This is a genomic window from Sphingomonas sp. GW821-FHT09E03 (genome assembly GCF_059416225.1).
Genome location: NZ_JBWKOS010000002.1, coordinates 369,043 through 385,963, shown reverse-complemented (window position 1 = coordinate 385,963; position 16,921 = coordinate 369,043). Strand labels below are relative to the sequence as shown.

Annotated in this window: 13 protein-coding genes; 9 read left to right on the top strand and 4 right to left on the bottom strand. The window is 68.7% G+C overall.

The genetic code is table 11. The features are described 5' to 3' along the window. Positions 1-172 precede the first annotated feature (172 nt). The 4 genes from AC07M8_RS06145 to AC07M8_RS06130 all read left to right on the top strand — a co-directional run bounded on the left by AC07M8_RS06145 (position 173) and on the right by AC07M8_RS06130 (position 4,255). A complete protein-coding gene (locus AC07M8_RS06145) occupies positions 173-2,251 on the top strand; it encodes a S9 family peptidase (protein ID WP_495173491.1) in 2,079 nt (692 codons plus the stop codon). Positions 2,252-2,318: 67 nt separating this feature from the next. Next, positions 2,319-2,930, top strand: a complete 612-nt coding sequence (locus AC07M8_RS06140; RefSeq protein WP_495173490.1) for a DedA family protein — start codon at positions 2,319-2,321, stop codon at positions 2,928-2,930. Further along, entirely contained in the window at positions 2,927-3,316 is a 390-nt protein-coding gene (locus AC07M8_RS06135; RefSeq protein ID WP_495173489.1) for an acyl-CoA thioesterase, read from the top strand. The genes AC07M8_RS06140 and AC07M8_RS06135 overlap by 4 nt, the downstream gene beginning before the upstream one ends. Positions 3,317-3,379: 63 nt before the next feature. Continuing rightward, positions 3,380-4,255, top strand: a complete 876-nt coding sequence (locus tag AC07M8_RS06130) for a CE1 family esterase (protein ID WP_495173488.1) — start codon at positions 3,380-3,382, stop codon at positions 4,253-4,255. 24 nt (positions 4,256-4,279) lie between these two features. Here AC07M8_RS06130 and ppc read toward each other — a convergent pair whose 3' ends face one another. The 3 genes from ppc to AC07M8_RS06115 form a co-directional block, all read right to left on the bottom strand. Continuing rightward, positions 4,280-6,949, bottom strand: a complete 2,670-nt coding sequence (gene ppc, locus AC07M8_RS06125) for a phosphoenolpyruvate carboxylase (RefSeq protein WP_495173487.1) — start codon at positions 6,947-6,949, stop codon at positions 4,280-4,282. A gap of 242 nt (positions 6,950-7,191) precedes the next feature. Beyond that, positions 7,192-7,653, bottom strand: coding sequence for an EF-hand domain-containing protein (locus tag AC07M8_RS06120; RefSeq protein ID WP_495173486.1), 462 nt, complete (start codon positions 7,651-7,653; stop codon positions 7,192-7,194). Positions 7,654-7,666: 13 nt separating this feature from the next. After that, positions 7,667-8,233, bottom strand: coding sequence for an HNH endonuclease (locus AC07M8_RS06115; protein ID WP_267396636.1), 567 nt, complete (start codon positions 8,231-8,233; stop codon positions 7,667-7,669). 176 nt (positions 8,234-8,409) lie between these two features. Between AC07M8_RS06115 and gluQRS the strand changes: the two genes are divergently transcribed. The 5 genes from gluQRS (at position 8,410) to AC07M8_RS06090 (ending at position 15,759) form a co-directional block, all read left to right on the top strand. Beyond that, positions 8,410-9,282 (top strand): tRNA glutamyl-Q(34) synthetase GluQRS, encoded by an 873-nt coding sequence (gluQRS, locus tag AC07M8_RS06110; protein WP_495173485.1) that lies wholly within the window; start codon positions 8,410-8,412, stop codon positions 9,280-9,282. A gap of 104 nt (positions 9,283-9,386) precedes the next feature. Continuing rightward, complete coding sequence (locus AC07M8_RS06105; protein ID WP_495173484.1) at positions 9,387-9,785, top strand: DUF2946 family protein; 399 nt, start codon at positions 9,387-9,389, stop codon at positions 9,783-9,785. 58 nt (positions 9,786-9,843) lie between these two features. Then, positions 9,844-12,072 carry a TonB-dependent receptor gene (locus AC07M8_RS06100; protein ID WP_495173483.1) on the top strand — a complete coding sequence of 743 codons (2,229 nt, stop codon included), beginning with the start codon at positions 9,844-9,846 and terminating at the stop codon, positions 12,070-12,072. A gap of 14 nt (positions 12,073-12,086) precedes the next feature. Beyond that, positions 12,087-13,481, top strand: a complete 1,395-nt coding sequence (locus tag AC07M8_RS06095) for a PepSY-associated TM helix domain-containing protein (protein WP_495173482.1) — start codon at positions 12,087-12,089, stop codon at positions 13,479-13,481. A gap of 46 nt (positions 13,482-13,527) precedes the next feature. Beyond that, entirely contained in the window at positions 13,528-15,759 is a 2,232-nt protein-coding gene (locus AC07M8_RS06090) for a CheR family methyltransferase (RefSeq protein WP_495173481.1), read from the top strand. A gap of 49 nt (positions 15,760-15,808) precedes the next feature. Here the strand turns inward: AC07M8_RS06090 and AC07M8_RS06085 are convergent, their stop codons facing one another. Beyond that, a complete protein-coding gene (locus tag AC07M8_RS06085) occupies positions 15,809-16,816 on the bottom strand; it encodes a chemotaxis protein CheB (protein ID WP_495173480.1) in 1,008 nt (335 codons plus the stop codon). Positions 16,817-16,921 lie beyond the last annotated feature (105 nt).

Sequence of the window (16,921 nt, the reverse complement as noted above, 5' to 3'; positions counted from 1 at the left end):
TCACCCCAGCGCACGCTGGGGTCTCATGCGGCAGGCGGGCCTCTCCTCGGGAAGATACCAGCTCGCCCTGGGATGACGGGATTGGGTGGCGGCGGCAGCGGCCGGGTGACGGTTCGTTGCCGGACGCAACGCCGTGCATGACGGGTCGGCATTGCCTCCCTATATGCGGGGCATGAACGATGCCCTCCCCACGCCGCCCGTTGCCGATACCCGCCCCCATCGCTTCACCACCCACGGCGTCACCATCGACGATCCCTGGGCGTGGCTGAAGGACCCGAACTATCCCGAGATCGGCGACAAGGACGTGCTCGCCTATCTCGAGGCCGAGAACGCCTATTTCGAGACGGTGATGGCACCGCACCAGCCGCTGGTCGACCGGATCTACGAAGAGATGAAGGGGCGCATCAAGGAGGATGAATCCTCGGTGCCGCAGAAGGACGGCGACTGGGTCTACTGGACCGCGTTCGAGACCGGCGGCCAGTATCGCAAATGGTGGCGCAAGCCGGTTGACACCAAAGACGGGGGCGGCGACGACGAGCTGCTGCTCGACGAGCCGGCGCTCGCCGAGGGCAAGGAATATTTCCGGCTCGGTGCGTTCGCGGTCAGCAACAATGCGCGCTACCTCGCCTATGCGATCGACGACAGCGGCGCCGAGCGGTTCGAGGTGCGGATCAAGGACCTCACCACCGGCGAGCATCTGCCCGAGGTGATCCCGGGCATGCTGTCCGACATCGTCTGGACGAGCGACGATGCCGGCTTCCTCTATGGCGTCGCCAACGAGCAATGGCGCACCGACAATGCGCGCTTTCACCGGCTCGGCACCCCGGTCGCCGACGACGTCGAGCTCTACAAGGAGGCCGACGAAGGCTATCGCGTCGCGGTCGCCGAGCTGAGCTCGCGCGAGTGGATCGTGATCGGCACCGGCGACCATGTCACCAGCGAGGTGCGGCTGCTGCCCGCCGACAATCCGCTCGCCGAGCCGATCCTGGTCGCCGCCCGCAAGGAGGGCCGCGAATATGACGTCGACGAGCATGACGGCACCTTGTTCATCCACACCAACGACGTCGATCCGCAATTCCGGCTGTGCACCGCGAGCCTCGATGCGCCCGACGAGTGGCATGAGCTGATCGCTCCCTCGGCGGATTTCTACATGACCGGGGTGGAGTGTTTTCGCGACTTCTTCATCGTCGAAGGCCGGGAAGACGGGCTCGATCAGATCGCGATCCACCGCTATGACGCGCCGACCGTGCCGCAGCGGATCAGCTTCCCCGAAGCGAGCTATGCCGCGGGCATGGGCGACAACCCCGAATATGCGATGGACGTGCTGCGCGTCGGCTATGAATCGATGGTCACGCCGGGGACGGTCTATGACTATGACGTCGCCAGCGGTGCGCTGACGACGCTCAAGGTGCAGGAGATCCCGTCGGGCTATGACGCGGACAAGTATCGCACCGAGCGGATCAAGATCGCCGCGCGCGACGGCACGCAGGTGCCGGTGTCGATCGTCTATCCGGCGGGGTTCAAGAAGGACGGCTCGCAGCCGTTGTTTCTCTATGCCTATGGCGCCTACGGCTATGCAATCCCGCCGGGCTTCTCGACCGGGCGCTTGAGCCTGCTCGACCGCGGCTTTGCCTATGCGATCGCACATATCCGCGGCGGCGACGATCTCGGCCAGCAATGGTATCTCGATGGCAAGCTCGACAAGCGCGAGAACACCTTCAACGACTTCGTCGATGTCGCGCGCGGGCTGATCGCCGACGGCTGGACCAGCGCCGGGCGGATCGCCACCGCCGGGCGTTCGGCCGGCGGCGAGCTGATGGGCGCGATCGTCAATTCCGACCCCGATTTGTGGGGCGCGGTGATCGCCGACGTGCCGTTCGTCGACGTGCTCAACACCATGCTCGACGCCGCGCTGCCGCTGACGCCGGGCGAATGGCCCGAATGGGGCAATCCGATCGAGGACGAGAAGGCGTTTGCGCTGATCCGTTCGTACAGTCCATACGACAACGTCACGGCGCAGGACTACCCACCGCTGTTCATCTCGGGCGGGCTCAACGACCCGCGCGTGACCTATTGGGAGCCCGCCAAATGGGCCGCCAAGCTGCGCGCGACCAAGACCGACGGCAACGTGCTGCTGCTCAAGACCAACATGGGCGCCGGCCATGGCGGCAAGTCCGGCCGGTTCGAATCGCTGCGCGAGGCGGCGGAGGAACATGCCTTCGTGCTGTGGCAACTGGGCGTGGAGGGGTGAGCGGACGCGACGCGCTCGTCATCACCGGCGTTCCAGGTCGGGCCCGGCATGACACCGTAGACCCGACATGAGCATCGAAGGCCTGATCGCGCATTACGGGCTCGCCGCGCTGTTCGTCGGCGCCGGGCTCGAGGGCGAGGCGGTGGTGATCGCCGGGGGCGTGCTCGCGCACCAGGGGCTGGTGTCGCTGCCGGGCGCGATCATTGCCGGGATCGCGGGATCGTTCACCGCCGACCAATTGTGGTTTGCCGCCGGCCGCCGATTTCGCGACACCCGGTTCGTCCAGCGCATCACCCGCAAGGCGGCGTTCGCGCGCGCGCTCGGCATCCTCGAGCGCCACCCGACCGGGTTCATCATCGCGTTCCGTTTCATCTACGGGATCCGCACGGTGAGCCCGATCGCGATCGGTACCAGCAAGGTGCCGGCGCGTACCTTCCTGCCGCTCAACGCCTTTGCCGCGGCCGTCTGGGGTAGCGCCTTCACCACGCTCGGCTATCTGTTCGGCAGCGGCATCGAGCGGTTCCTGGGCAAATACAAGCCGCATGGCCATACCTTGATACTGATCCTGATCGGCGTGGTCGCGCTCGGCGCGGTGATCGGCGGGATCCACTGGTGGCGGCAGCGCGAGGCGGCGCCCGAGGAAGAGATGGGGGAGCACCCGGGGGAGACAACGAAATGACGCCGTTTGTGGTTCGCATCACCGCCGGGCCCGACGACATCGACGAGCTCGGCCATGTCAACAATGCCGTCTGGGTGCGCTGGATCCAGGACATTGCGGTGGCGCATTGGCAGGCGATCGCGCCGCCCGCGCACATCGAGGCCTATGTGTGGGTCGTGACCCGGCACGAAATCGACTATCGCGGCAATGTCGCCGCCGGCGAGACGGTGACCGGCGAGACCTGGATCCCCGAGCCGCCACGCGGTGCGCGGTTCGATCGCCATGTCCGCTTCACCGGTGCCGACGGGCGGGTCAAGGTGGAGGCGGTCACCACCTGGGCGCTGCTCGATCGCAGCAACGGCCGGCTGCTGCGGGTGACGCCCGAGATCGCCGCGCCGTTCCTGTGACGTGACGGTGCCGGTACCGGTACCGGTTTGACCGGGGCCTGCGCGCGCGGCACCATCGCGGCGATGATCCTCCGTCTCCTTGCCGCGCTGCTGCTCGCCCTGCTTGGGCTGCCGCTCGCCACCCTCCCCGCCGCCGCCTCCCCGCGCTGCATCCTCCCCGCCGCGGTGCATGCGCCGCCGGGCTGGGCGGGGGAGCGGCCGCTGCCGCTGGTGCTGCTGCTCCATGGCAGCGGCGGCACCGGCGCGGCGATGCTGCGCGATGCCGGGCTCGCCGCAACCGCCGACGCGCATGGCTTCCTCGTCGCCTATCCCGATGCCGGCATCGCGCTCAAGACCGGCGGCTTTGCCTGGAACATTCCGGGCGTCCCCACCGTCGCCGGCACCATCCCCGGCCCCGGCGAGCGCGACGACGTGGCTTATCTGACCGCGCTGGTCGACCGCCTTGTCGCCGGCGGCTGCGCCGATCCGGCGCGGGTCTATGTCACCGGCCTGTCGGGTGGCGGGCGGATGACCTCGCTGCTCGGCTGCGTCGCGCCGGGCCGGTTCGCGGCGATCGCGCCGGTGGTGGGGCTGCGCGCCGGCATCCCGCTCGCCGTCGATCCCACCCGCCCCGATCCGGCGAGCTGCCGTCCGGCGCAGCCGATCGCGGTGATCGCCTTCGCCGGCGACCGCGACACCACCAACCCCATCCAGGGCGGCGGCGCGCCTTATTGGCGCTACCCGATGCACGCCGCCGAGCAGCGCTGGGCCGCGCTCGACGGCTGCACCGCCGCGCCGGCGACGCGCTGGGTGAGCGCCGGCGTCTATGAGGAGCGCTATGGCGACTGCCGCGCCGGCACCGAAATGGTGGCGCGGGTCACGGTCGGCGCCGGGCACCGCTGGGTGGTCGACAATGAGGCGCTATGGACGCTGCTCAGCCGCCACCGGCGCGGCGGCTAGGCCCGTTCGCCCCCGGCCGCCAGGTCAGCCGCTGTTGCGCAGCGCGGTGGCGATGGCGTTGATCGAGAGCAGGATGCCCTCGCCGATGCGGGCGTCGCCTTCCCCGCTGCGATGGCGCTTCATCAGCTCGATCTGGAGCAGGTTGAGCGGCTCGATATACGGCAGGCGAAGCCGGATCGAGGCGTCGAGCGCGGGGTGCTTTTCGAGCAGGCGCGACTGGCGGGTGACCTCGAGCAGGCCATCGCGGGTCTGGTGCCAGCCGTCGCGGATGCGGCCGAAGATGTCCGCGCGCATCACCGGATCCTCGACCAGCTCGGCATAATAAGCGGCGATGCCGATATCGGATTTGGCGAGCACCATCTCCATGTTGGCGAGCGTCGAGGCGAACAGCGGCCAGCCCTCCGCCATCTCGGCGAGCAGGCCCTTGTCGGCAAAGCCGGCGATCGCCTGGCCGACGCCATACCAGCCCGGCAGCATCACCCGCGCCTGCGCCCAGCTGAACACCCAGGGGATGGCGCGCAGATCCTCGATCGCGTCCGATTTCTTGCGGCTCGCCGGGCGGCTGCCGATGTTGAGCCCGGCGATCTCGCCGATCGGGGTCATCTGGCGGAAGAAGGTGCGAAAGCCCTCCGTGTCATAGACCAGCCCGCGATAGGCGCGGAACGCGTCGGCCGAGAGCCGGTCCATCGCGCCGGCGAACTCGGCATTCTCGGCGTTGGAGAGGCGCTCGGGCTCGAGGCTGGCGAGCAGGGTCGCCGAGGCGATCGCCTCGAGGTTGGTCATGGCGCTGTCGCGGGTGCCATATTTGGCGGCGATCACCTCGCCCTGCTCGGTAATGCGGATCCGGCCCTGGACGGTGCCCGGCGGCTGGGCGCGGATTGCCGCAAACGCCGAGCCACCACCGCGCCCGACCGCGCCGCCGCGGCCATGGAACAGCTGCATGCCGACGCCCGCCGCCTCGAACACTGGCTTCAACGCGGTGGAGGCTTTCGACAATTGCCAGGTGGAGGTGAGATAGCCGCCGTCCTTGTTCGAATCGGAATAGCCGATCATCACTTCCTGGTGACCGCGCGCGGCAGCGATGTGCGCCACTTCCGGCAGCGCGAACCAGTCGGTCATGATCCCCGGCGCCGCCTCGAGATCGGCGACCGTCTCGAACAGGGGCACCGCCATGATCGCCGCGCTCGGGGTGTCGCCGGGCCGGTAGAGCCCGACCTCCTTGAGCAGGATGTTGATCTCGAGCAGATCGGACACCGACTGCGCCATCGAGACGATGTAGTTGGTGATGCAGGCCGGCCCGTAGCGGCCATGCGCCTCGGCCGCGGCGGCGACGATCGCGAGCTCGGAGGCGGTTTCCTCGGAATAGGCGGTGTAGCGGCTGGCGAGCGGGCGCGCGTTGGCGAGCTCGGCGCGCAGCAATGCGACCCGCGCCGCCTCGTCGAGCGCGAGATAATCCGCCTCGACGCCGGCGACGCTGAGCAGTTCGGCGACAACCCGCTCATGAACCGCGCTGTTCTGGCGCAGGTCGAGCGTCGCCAGATGGAAGCCGAAGGTCTCGACCGCGCGGATCAGCCGACCTAGCGCGCCGCTGCTCTTGAGCGCGCTGCCGCCCGACAGCGCGCGGGCCAGCGCGACGAGGTCGTGGCGCAGCGCCTGCGGATCGGGATAGGCCTCGCCGCCGAGCCGGCCGGGGCGCGGCGCCGGCTTGCCGACCAGCACCTGATGGGTGGCGGCGAGCCGCGCGTAAATGCCGGACAGCGCGCGGCGATAGGGCTCGTCGACGCGGCTCGGGGCGGTGTCGCCGCTCGCCTCGGCGAGCGCGGCGACCGCGGCATCGACCTCGGCATGTTCGGTGGAGATCGACAGTTCGGCGCCGAGCGCGTGGATCGCATCGAGATAGAAGACCAGCACCGCCTCGCTGGCGCGGCCGAGCGCGGTGCGCAGCGAGGCGGCGGTGACAAACGGATTGCCGTCGCGATCGCCGCCGATCCAGCTGCCGGGCCGGAGGAAGCTCGGCACCCGCTCGCCGAACGCGCGGTCCCAGCGCTGGTAGAGCGCGGGCAGCGCCGGCAGGAACACGTCGCGCAGGTAAGACAGCGCGGTCTCCACCTCGTCTGTGACGTAGAGCCGCTCGCGGCGCAGCACCCGCGTCTGCCACAACAAGGCGATCTGGCGGGTGATCGCATCCTCGACGCGGTCGCCGTCCGGCGTCTCGTCACGGCCGAGGTCCTTCAGCGCCATCAGCTCGGCGATCGCGTTGCGATGATCGATCATGCTCTTGCGCCGCACCTCGGTGGGGTGGGCGGTGAGCACGGGAGCGATCAGCGCGGATCCGAGCAGCGCGCGGACCGCGTCGTGATCGACGCCTTCGTCGGCGAGGATCTTGAGCGCCGAGGCGAGATCGGCGCCTTGCTCGGCGGCGATGCCCTGACGATCCTCGGCAAGGTTGGCGAGCATCGAGAACAGCATGAAGCCGCGGACGAAATCGAGCGTCTCATCGAGCCCGAGATCCTGCAGCTGGCCATGCACCGCGTCGACGTCGCCCTGCCCGCGATGCCGCTCCACCGACGCCTTGCGGATCGCCTCGGTGGCGGCGAACAGCGCCTCGCCGCCATAGCCGCGGATCACCTCGCCAAGCTTGGCGCCGAGAAAGCGGACATCGGGATTGTTGGCGATCGGGGGGAGGCTGGCCATGGCCGCAATGCTGCGACGCGGCGAGGCCCGGGTCAACCTGTGCGTTGGTCGCCGGGCATGGTTGGGGTGGGTTTAGCGCGAATGCCGGGCTGGGCCGACAACCGCTGACCCGTCACCCCAACGGAAGCTGGGGTCTCCCGGAGGCGCGTAGGACAGGAGCCGCAGGAGATGCCAGCTTTCGCTGGGATGACGGACATAGGGGCTGGTCGGATCCCTGCGCCCCCATTGCCGCCCCGGTTCGGCTATTTGGCGGCCGTGCCGCCGTTGGCGAGCGCCTCGCCGACCAGCGACGGCGTTGCCTGGCCGCCGTTGCTGGCGCCATGCTCGCGGCGCCATTCGCTTTCCTCCTCGGAGGTGACGGTGCCGTCGTGGTTGAGGTCCATCTGGTCAAAGCGGCGCAAGGTGCCCTCGCTCCATTCGATTGCGCTGATCGCGCCATCCTTGTTGCGATCGAATTCGAGCAGGCGGCTGTTGCGGCGCGGCAGCTCGGTGGAATCGATCCGATCGTCGCCGTTGCGATCGAGGGTGCGGAAGCGGCGCTCCATCGAGCTCGAGAAATCGACGCGGCTGGTCACCGCGGGCGGGACGAAGCCGGCGGCATGGGCATCCGCAGCCTGCTGTTTCTTCTCGTTGCTCGCGCCGCAGCCGGCGAGCGCCGTCGCCAGCGCCGCGACCAGCGCCGCCTTTGTCACCACCTGCCGCATGCCCGTTCCCTCGTTACGCTTCCAGCTCGACGTCCCAATAGAGCCAGTCATGCCATGTGTCGTGGAGATAGTTGGGCGGAAACGCGCGGCCATGTTCCTGGAGATGCCAGTTGGTCGGACGGATCGGCTCAATATGGAGCGGCATCGCCGCCTGGCGGGGGGTACGACCGCCCTTGCGCAGGTTGCACGGCGAACAGGCGGTGACGACATTTTCCCAGGTGGTGCGGCCGCCTTGGGCCCGCGGCACGACGTGATCGAAGGTGAGATCGCGGCCGACGCCGCAATATTGGCAGGCGAAGCGATCGCGCAGGAACAGGTTGAAGCGGGTGAAGGCGGGGAAGGCCGAGGGCCGGACATATTGCTTAAGCGCGATCACCGAGGGCAGCTTGATCGCCGCGGTGGGGCTGCGCACCTCGCGCTCGTAATGGGCGACGATATCCACCCGGTCGAGGAACACCGCCTTGATCGCGGTCTGCCAGGGCCAGACGCTCAACGGATAGTAAGAGAGCGGCGTATAATCGGCATTCAGAACCAGCGCGGGACATGAGTCCGGATGGCGCATCAGATCGGGATGAAACACGGCTCCTCCCACGGATTGCCCGCGAGCCCTGTCGCCCACGAGGATGACGCAGGCATGACAGCACGATCAATGATTCGCGGTCAAGCCTTCCGCGGCCAACGGATGGCGGTTTGCAGGTCTGGATCGGCCGGAGCCTTCGACGGGCACGGAACGCGCTGCTATGCATCGCCATGCCGATGGACGCCATGATCACCCGCTTCGCGCCGAGCCCGACCGGTCGGCTCCACCTCGGCCACGCCTTTTCCGCGATCCAGGCGCACGACGCGGCGCGCGCCGCCGGTGGCCGCTTCCTGCTGCGGATCGAGGATATCGACGGCACCCGCAGCCGTGCCGAGTTCATCGCGGGGATCGAGGAGGATCTCGCCTGGCTGGGACTGGCGTGGGACGGGCCGGTGGTGCGCCAGTCCGAACGGCTCGATCTCTATGCGGCGGCGCTGGCGCGGCTGCGCGACGATGGCCTGCTCTATCCGTGCTTCTGCACCCGCGCCGACATCGCCCGCGAGATCGCCGACAGCGCCGCCGCGCCACACCACGGGCCCGATGGCGCCCTCTATCCCGGGACCTGCCGGCACCTGCCTGGGGCCGAGGCCGAACGCCGGATCGCATCGGGCGAACCGCACGCCTGGCGGCTGGCGATGGATGCGGCAACAGCGCAGGCTGGGCCGCTCCGCTGGACTGACCTCGATGCCGGCGAACAGCGCGCGGACCCGCAGGCGTTCGGTGACGTCGTGCTGGCACGCAAGGATGCGCCGGCGAGCTATCATCTCGCGGTCACGGTGGACGATGCCGCACAGGGCGTGACGATGGTGATACGCGGCGTCGACCTGATGCACGCGACCGACATCCACCGCCTGCTCCAGGCGCTGCTCGGGCTGCCGACGCCGCTGTACCGGCACCACCGGCTGCTCACCGGGCGTGACGGCGAGCGGCTCGCCAAGCGCCATGGCGCGCCATCGCTGGCCGGGTTGCGCGCCGCGGGGCAGGACGGCGCGGCACTGGCGGCGCTGCTGCGCGCGGGGCGATTGCCGACGAGCGGCGACGCGACGTGACGCCGCTCGTCGGGCGGTGACGGCGCCCCAGGGCGAGCGGCAAATATGTCGCTGGGACATCATGGCTCAATGACAGCCGTGCCGGCGCGGTCTACCTGAAGCGGGTGACCGCCCTTCGGCACCTCCTGGCTCGACGCCATCTTGCGCTGCTGATCTGCGCCGCGGCGTTGCTGCTGAAGCTGCTGGTGCCGGCAGGCTATATGATCACCGCCGAGGGCGGCCGCATTGGCCTGACGGTGTGCACCGGGCTCGCGCCGGCAACGGCCGTGACCGCGATGCCGGGCATGCACCACGACATGCCGGCCAACGACCATGGCAAGCCCGAGCAGCCCTGCGCCTTTGCGGGCCTCGCGGCGCAGATGCTCGGTGCGGTCGATCCGACGCTGTTGGTCGCGGCCCTCGCCTTCATCATCGCCGCGGCGCTGGTGCGGGTGCTGCCGGCCGCGCCGACACGCGCCGCCTTCCTGCGGCCACCGTTGCGCGCGCCACCTGCCTACCGCTGATCGACGCGCCGCCCGCCCTCGCGCGGGTCCCAGCCTCTCATCTGTCAGGTAGATTCCCGTGCCCCGTCCTCCGCTCCTGCTCGGCGCCGCCGCGCCGTGCCTCCTGCTGGCCGCGCCCGTCGCGGCCCAGACGTCCTCCACCGCCACCGCCCGCAGCGACATCGTCGTCACCGGCCAGCTCGACCAGCCGAGTCTCGACGACCCCAGCGCCACCGCCAGCCGGCTCGGCCTCACCATCCGCGAGACCCCGGCCACCGTCGAGACGCTGACCCAGGCCGATCTCCAGGTGCAGGGCCTGCGCACCGCGCGCGAGGCATACAACCAGGTGGTCGGCGCGATCGCCGGCAACGTGCCCGGCAACCCCGCGGTGGTGACGCTGCGCGGCTTTTCCGGCAGCGCGGTCTCGGTGCTGCAGGATGGCGTGCGCGTCTCGACCTCGACGGTGGTCGGGCGCGACACCAACACCTGGCATTTCGACCGGATCGAGGTGATCAAGGGCCCTGCCTCGGTGCTCTATGGCGAGGGCGCGCTGGCGGGCGTGATCAACAAGGTGACGCGCAAGCCGACGCTCGACGGCGACCATATGGACAGCCTGCTGAGCTATGGCAGCTTCAACACGATGGAGGCCGCGGGCGGGGTCAACCTCACGCTGTCCGACACCGTCGCATTGCGCGCCGACGTCAGCTACCTCCATTCGGACAGCCTCTACGATGTCGACGACAACGCCACGCGCTCGGCGGGGCTGACCGCGAGCCTGCTCGCCAAGCCGTCCGACGCCCTGTCGATCCTGGTCGCGGTGGATCATTATGCCGATCGCTACGACAGCAGCTACCAGGGGCTGCCGTTCGTCTCGGCGGCGGTGGCGCGCGACCCCAGCGACGCGCTGCGCAGCGCCAACGGCATGGTGCTCGACAAGGCGTTGCGCCGCGCCAACTACAATCCCGCCGGCGCCTATTCGGGTGCGCGCGACACCACCGTGCGGGCGCGGATCGACTATCGGCTGGGCGGCGGCTGGAGCCTCGCCGACGATCTCAGCTGGTATCATGCCAAGCGGGATTTCGTGCTGAGCGGCGACCAGAATTTCGTCGCCCCCACCGCTGCCTTCCCCGATGGCAGCTTCGCGCGCTCGGTGCAGCGCATCCATCACGACCACCGTTTCTGGAACGAGCGGCTGGTGCTCGCCAACGACGGCCATGTCGCCGGGCTGCACAACCGCTTCAGCCTCGGCGGCGAATATAACCGGACCACCTTCATCAACCCGCGCCAGCAGAGCCCGGTCGGCGGCAATGCCGCGGTGCCGATCACGGCGGTCGATCCCTACGACCCGGTAGTCGGCGTGTTCCCGACCGCGATCGCGGCCTATTCGACCACGAACGTGGTCTATGATTCACGGCTCGAAACGTCCTCTGTGTTCGCCGAGGATGCGCTCAACCTCACGGCCAAATGGCTGCTCGTGGGCGGCGCGCGCTATGATCACATCGCGCTGACGCGGTTCATCACCAACCTCAACGCCAATGGCGCGGTGACGCGCGCCGATCCGCGCTACGATCCCTTCTCGTGGCGGGTGGGTACCACCTATGAGGTGACGCCGGGGATCACCCTCTACGGCCAATATACCACGGCGGTGGTGCCGGTGTCGTCGATCCTGCTCCAGTCAATCGCCAACACCGCCTACAAGCTGACCACCGGGCGCTCCTATGAGGCAGGATTCAAGGCGAGCCTGTTCGGCAGGGTGCTGACCGTGACGGGCGCAGCCTATCGGATCGAGCAGGAGAACATCCTCACCCGCGATCCCAACAACGCCCAGCTGGCGGTGCAGGGCGGGCGGCAGTCGTCGCAGGGGCTGGAGCTCTCCGCCACTGCCGCGGTGACGCCGCATCTGTCGCTGCAGGGCGGTGCCTCCTACACCGATGCGCGCTACGATGAATTGAGCGAGCTGGTCGGCACCACCCGGGTGGATCGATCGGGCAACCGGCCGATCAACACGCCCTCCACCACCGTCAACGGCGCGGCCTTGTACAGGCTGGCGGCGCTGCCGGTGACGCTCGGCGCGTTCGTCCGCCACGCGTCGGGGTTCTACACCGACACCGCCAATAGCTATTTCGTCCGCGGCCACACCACGCTGGATGCCTCGATCAGCTACCCGGTCGCGGCGAATGCGACGCTGACGCTGCGCGGCCGCAACCTGACCAACGCCTTCTACGGCGAATATTCGGGCTATCCGGTGACCAACGTCTACATCGGCGCGCAGCGCAGCGTCGATGTCGCCCTCACCACCCACTTTTGAGCCGGAGCGCATCGATGGCGACCACCAGCCCTGCCGCCGCCAAGGCCTATCGCGCGATCTGGCGCTGGCATTTCTACGCCGGGCTGATCGTCGCGCCCTTTCTGCTGATCCTCGCGGTGACCGGCTCGATCTATCTGTTCAACGACGAGATCGACGATGCGCTGAGCCCGGGGCTGCGCTTCGTCGCACCGCGGGTGGAACAGGTGCCGGTGTCAGCGATGATCGGCGCGGCGCTCGCGGCCCATCCGGGCGCGGCGACGCGGATCGACCTGCCCGCCACCGCGGACCGTGCCGCCGTCGTGTTCGTGACGCCATCCCGCGGCGACCCGCTGCGCGTGGCGGTCAATCCGCACGACGCCCGCGTGCTCGGCGCGTTCGTCTATACCCACACCCTGGTGGGGTTCGCCGACACGATGCACGGTTCGCTGACGCTCGGCACGGTCGGCGACCGGATCGTCGAGCTCGCCGCCTGCTGGGCGTTGGTGCTGATCGCGACCGGGCTTTACCTGTGGTGGCCGCGCGGGCGGCGTGGGTTGGGCGGGATCCTCTATCCCCGGCTCGGCGCCAGGGGCCGGTTGTGGTGGCGCGACCTGCATGCGGTGACCGGCAGCTGGGCGGTCGCCTTCATCGCCTTCATGCTGTTTACCGGGCTGCCCTGGGCGGGGATCGAGGGCGATCTCATCCAGCGCGGCACTGCGGCGCTCGGCATCGGCTACCCCGCGTCGCACGGCACCCACCATCCCCCGGCGAGCCTTCCCATGAAGCAGGCGCTCGGCGAGGCGCCCTGGACAATGGCGATGGCGCCGATGCCGATGTCCGAGCACGCCGGCCATGCCGGGCACGAGATGGGCGCGGCGGTGCGCGACGATGCCGCGGTCGCCGGCGCCGATCGCATCGCCGCGATGCTGGCGCGCGACCATGGCCTGCGTAGTGGCTATCGGCTGTTCCTGCCCGCCGGCCCGACCGGGGTCTATACCGCCTACACCTATCCCGACCGGCCGCAGGGGCAGCGCACCCTATATGTCGACCGCTGGAGCGCGCGACTGATCCGCGAGGTGGATTTCGCCGATTATGGCTGGGCCGCCAAGGGCATCGAGATGGGCGTGCAGCTCCACATGGGCAATTACTTCGGGCTCGCCAACCAGCTGGTGATGCTCGCGACGTGCCTCGCTATCGTCGTGCTGGTGATCAGCGGCATCGCGATGTGGTGGAAGCGACGGCCGCGCGGCCAAGTGGCGGCGCCGGCGCGGGTGGCCCAGGCGCCGATCGCCGGGGCAGTGGCGATCCTCGCAGCGGCATCGCTGCTGTTCCCGTTGCTCGGCGCCTCCGTGATACTGATCGTGCTGCTCGACCGGCTGATCCTGCTCGCGCGGCGGCGCACGACGAGGATGGACGCTGCCGACCGGTAAGGGGTAGCTGTCAGGCGATGCCGACAGCCGGCCGCGCCGAGGAACCATGACCGACAAGCCCCGCCCCGATCCCGCGTTCGAAGCGCTGCTCCATCATATCCAGGAAAGCCGCGGGCTCGATTTCCGCGGTTACAAGCGCACCAGCCTGCAGCGCCGCATCACGCTGCGGATGGAGGCGGTCGGCGCCGCCGACTTCGCGGCCTATCAGGCGCAGCTCGAGGCCGACCCAGGCGAGTTCGAAAGCCTGCTCAATACGGTGCTGATCAACGTCACCTCCTTCTTCCGCGACGAGGAAGCCTGGGAGCGGCTGAAGACGCAGGTGATACCCTCGATCATCGCTCGCGCCGAACCGACCCGGCCGATCCGGGTCTGGAGCGTCGGCTGCGCTTCTGGCGAGGAGCCCTTTTCAATCGCGATGCTGTTCGCCGAATACCTCGGCATCACCGAATTCTGCCAGCGGGTGAAGATCTACGCCACCGACCTCGACGAGGAGGCGCTGAAGACCGCACGGCTGGCGATCTACAGCTCGCGCGACGTGGAAAGCGTGCCAGCCGAGCTGCTCAACAAATATTTCGAGCGAACCAACAACCATTACGTATTCGACCGGACGTTGCGCAAATGCGTGATCTTCGGCCGCCACAACGTCGTCCATGACGCGCCGATCTCGCGGATCGACCTGCTGGTGTGCCGCAACCTGCTGATCTACCTCGAAGGGGAGACGCAGGCGGTTGTGCTGCCGCGGCTGCATTATGCGCTCAACCAGGAAGGTTTCCTGTTCCTCGGCAAGGCCGAGACGCAGCTGGCGCGCTCGCCCTTGTTCCGCCCGGTTGAGATGCGCCACCGCATCTTCAGCAAGGTCGCGCAGGAATGGCGGCGGCCGATGGCAGGCAGCCCGGTCGGCACCCGTCCGGCAGGCGACCTGCCGCCGTCCACCGCGCTGTTGCTCGAGGCGGTGATCAACGAGACCGGATCGGCGCTGCTGGTGGTCGACGAGACCGGCATGGTCGCGCTCGCCAACACCGCGGCGCGCGAGCTGCTCGGGATCGGCGAGGCCGATATCGGCCGCCCGTTCCAGGACCTGCCCGTGTCCTACCGGCCAATGGAGCTGCGCGGCCCGATCGACGACGTGTTCCGCCACGGCCGCAGCGTCAAACTGGAAGATCAGGAATATCGCCTCACCCAGATCGCGGTGATGCGGCTGACGATCGACATCCGCCCTCTCACCCGGCCCGACGGCAGCACCTATGCGGCGCTGCTGCTGTTCACCGATACTACCCGCCTCCATTCGCTCGAGCGCGAGCTGGAAACAGCGCAGGAGAGCCTGGAGAATTCAATCGAGGAACTGCAATCGGCCAATGAGGAGCTGGAGACCACCAACGAGGAACTGCAGTCCACCAACGAGGAGCTCGAGACCACCAACGAAGAGCTGCAATCCACCAACGAGGAACTCGAGACGCTGAACGAGGAGGCGCGATCGAGCAACGAGGAGATGGAGGCGGTCAACGAGGAGCTGCGAATCCAGGCCGAGCAGGCGGCCAGCTCGCGATTGCACCTGGAGTCAGTGCTGCGCAGCATGAACGGCGGGATCATCGTCATCAACCGGCGACGCCAGATCGAGGTGTGGAACCGCTGGAACGAGAACACCTGGGGGCTACGCGCCGAGGAAGTGATCGGCACCGATTTCACCGCGCTCGAGATCGGCGTGCCGCTCCACGCGCTGGAGGAGAGCTTCGCCGCGGTGCAGATCGGCCATGTCGCCTTCATGGACAACGAACTTGCCGGCGTCGACCGGCGCGGCCGGCGCATCCTGTGCCGGGTACGCAGCTCGGCCCTGGTTGACGAGAATGACGAGCATCATGGGCTGGTGATGGTGTTCCAGGACATCACCGAGGAGCGTCGCCGCGACGATTACACCCGCTATCTCGGCGGCATCATGGAACGCGCGCTCAACGAGATCTATCTGGTCGACCCCGTCTCGCTACGCTTCGTGCTTGCCAATGCCGGCGCCCAGCGCAAGCTAGGCTATGCCGAGGAAGAGCTGCTGCGCCTCACGTTCACCGACGTGCTCCCCCCCGCCTCCGCCGGCGATGTGCGCGAATTGCTGGCGCCGCTGATAGCGGGCGCCAAGGCGGAAGTGCTGTTCGAGACCACGATCAAGCCCGCCGACGGGGCGAGCTACCCTGCGGAAATCTCGCTGCGCTACCTGCGCGACGAGCAGCCGCCGATCCTGGTCGCGATCGTCCACGACACCCGCGAGCGGCACAGACTGGACGGGTGATTGCGCCGGGCGGCGCATCGCTCCGCCCCTCTCGGGCACCTCACGACCGTCAGGCCTCGCCGTTCATCGACGGCTTGCGCAGCGAGGCGATGGCGTCCTCCAGCACCTCGATCATCCGAGTCGATTCCTTGGCCGCCTGTTTCCACCGGCTTTCGGCATGGCCGAGCCCGCGCGCCTGGGCGCTGTCGCCCATCTGGCGGAACAGGCGGATGCGATCGCGATGGGTGCGCGCCGCGATCGACAGCGCGCGCTCGAGTTCGTCGCTTTGCGCCGCGGCCAGCCCCGACGGGGTGAAGGCATGGCCGACATGGCACCGGAAGCGGACCTCGTCGTCACTCTCGATGGCGTTGAGCACGCCGCCGCAATCCGGGCAGGAGATGTGGCTCGGCGAGCCGGGGGTGACGATGTCGCTTTCCATCACGGCAAATTCCTGTGCAGCCATCCTGTCTTCAATCACATAGGCATCGGGCAGCGCCTTGGTCGGCCCCGCCTCCTCGGTGACAAGCCGCGTCAGCAGTGCCGCCAGATCAGCGAGCGGCACGACGTGGCTGACATGATCGCGCTTGAGCGCGTTGCGCGGCATCGACGGCCATTGCGCATCCTCCGGGTCCTGGATCACCGACAGGCCGCCTGCCGCGGTGATCGCGATCAGCCCGTCGGTGCCGTCATCGAGCAGTCCGGTCAGCACCACGCCGATGACGCGGCCGCCATGCGCCAGCGCCGCCGAACGGAACAGCGCGTTCACCGCCGGGCGGGTGCGGTTCTCGTTGGGGCCGCGGCGCATCAACACGATCTCGTCGCGCACCAGCATGTGGTGATCGGGTGCCGCAACATAGATGGTGCCGCGCTTGAACGCCTCGCCATCCTCGGGCGCGCGGGCGGGCAGCGGTCCGCAGCGATCGAGCAGCAGCGGCAACATGCTGCGCCCCGCCGGCGACAAATGCTGGGCGATGAAGATGGTCGCCGGCAGATCGGCGGGCAGCGCGGCGCACAATCGTTGCAGCGCCTCGACGCCGCCGGCCGACGCGCCGATCACGACGATATCACGGGTTGGCATAGGATGCTCCTGACCTTCGCCCAATGAAATGCTTGCCCCCCAAGCTGCAACCCGTCAGCACCGATGGTGCGCACCAGCAAGGACGGCACCGTTGGCGGCGCGTTG

Coding starts and splice junctions, on each gene's coding strand:
- AC07M8_RS06145 (WP_495173491.1), top strand. CDS start 173: ATGAACGATGCCCTCCCCACGCCGCCCGTTGCCGATACCCGCCCCCAT.
- AC07M8_RS06140 (WP_495173490.1), top strand. CDS start 2,319: ATGAGCATCGAAGGCCTGATCGCGCATTACGGGCTCGCCGCGCTGTTC.
- AC07M8_RS06135 (WP_495173489.1), top strand. CDS start 2,927: ATGACGCCGTTTGTGGTTCGCATCACCGCCGGGCCCGACGACATCGAC.
- AC07M8_RS06130 (WP_495173488.1), top strand. CDS start 3,380: ATGATCCTCCGTCTCCTTGCCGCGCTGCTGCTCGCCCTGCTTGGGCTG.
- ppc (WP_495173487.1), bottom strand. CDS start 6,949: ATGGCCAGCCTCCCCCCGATCGCCAACAATCCCGATGTCCGCTTTCTC.
- AC07M8_RS06120 (WP_495173486.1), bottom strand. CDS start 7,653: ATGCGGCAGGTGGTGACAAAGGCGGCGCTGGTCGCGGCGCTGGCGACG.
- gluQRS (WP_495173485.1), top strand. CDS start 8,410: ATGGACGCCATGATCACCCGCTTCGCGCCGAGCCCGACCGGTCGGCTC.
- AC07M8_RS06095 (WP_495173482.1), top strand. CDS start 12,087: ATGGCGACCACCAGCCCTGCCGCCGCCAAGGCCTATCGCGCGATCTGG.
- AC07M8_RS06090 (WP_495173481.1), top strand. CDS start 13,528: ATGACCGACAAGCCCCGCCCCGATCCCGCGTTCGAAGCGCTGCTCCAT.
- AC07M8_RS06085 (WP_495173480.1), bottom strand. CDS start 16,816: ATGCCAACCCGTGATATCGTCGTGATCGGCGCGTCGGCCGGCGGCGTC.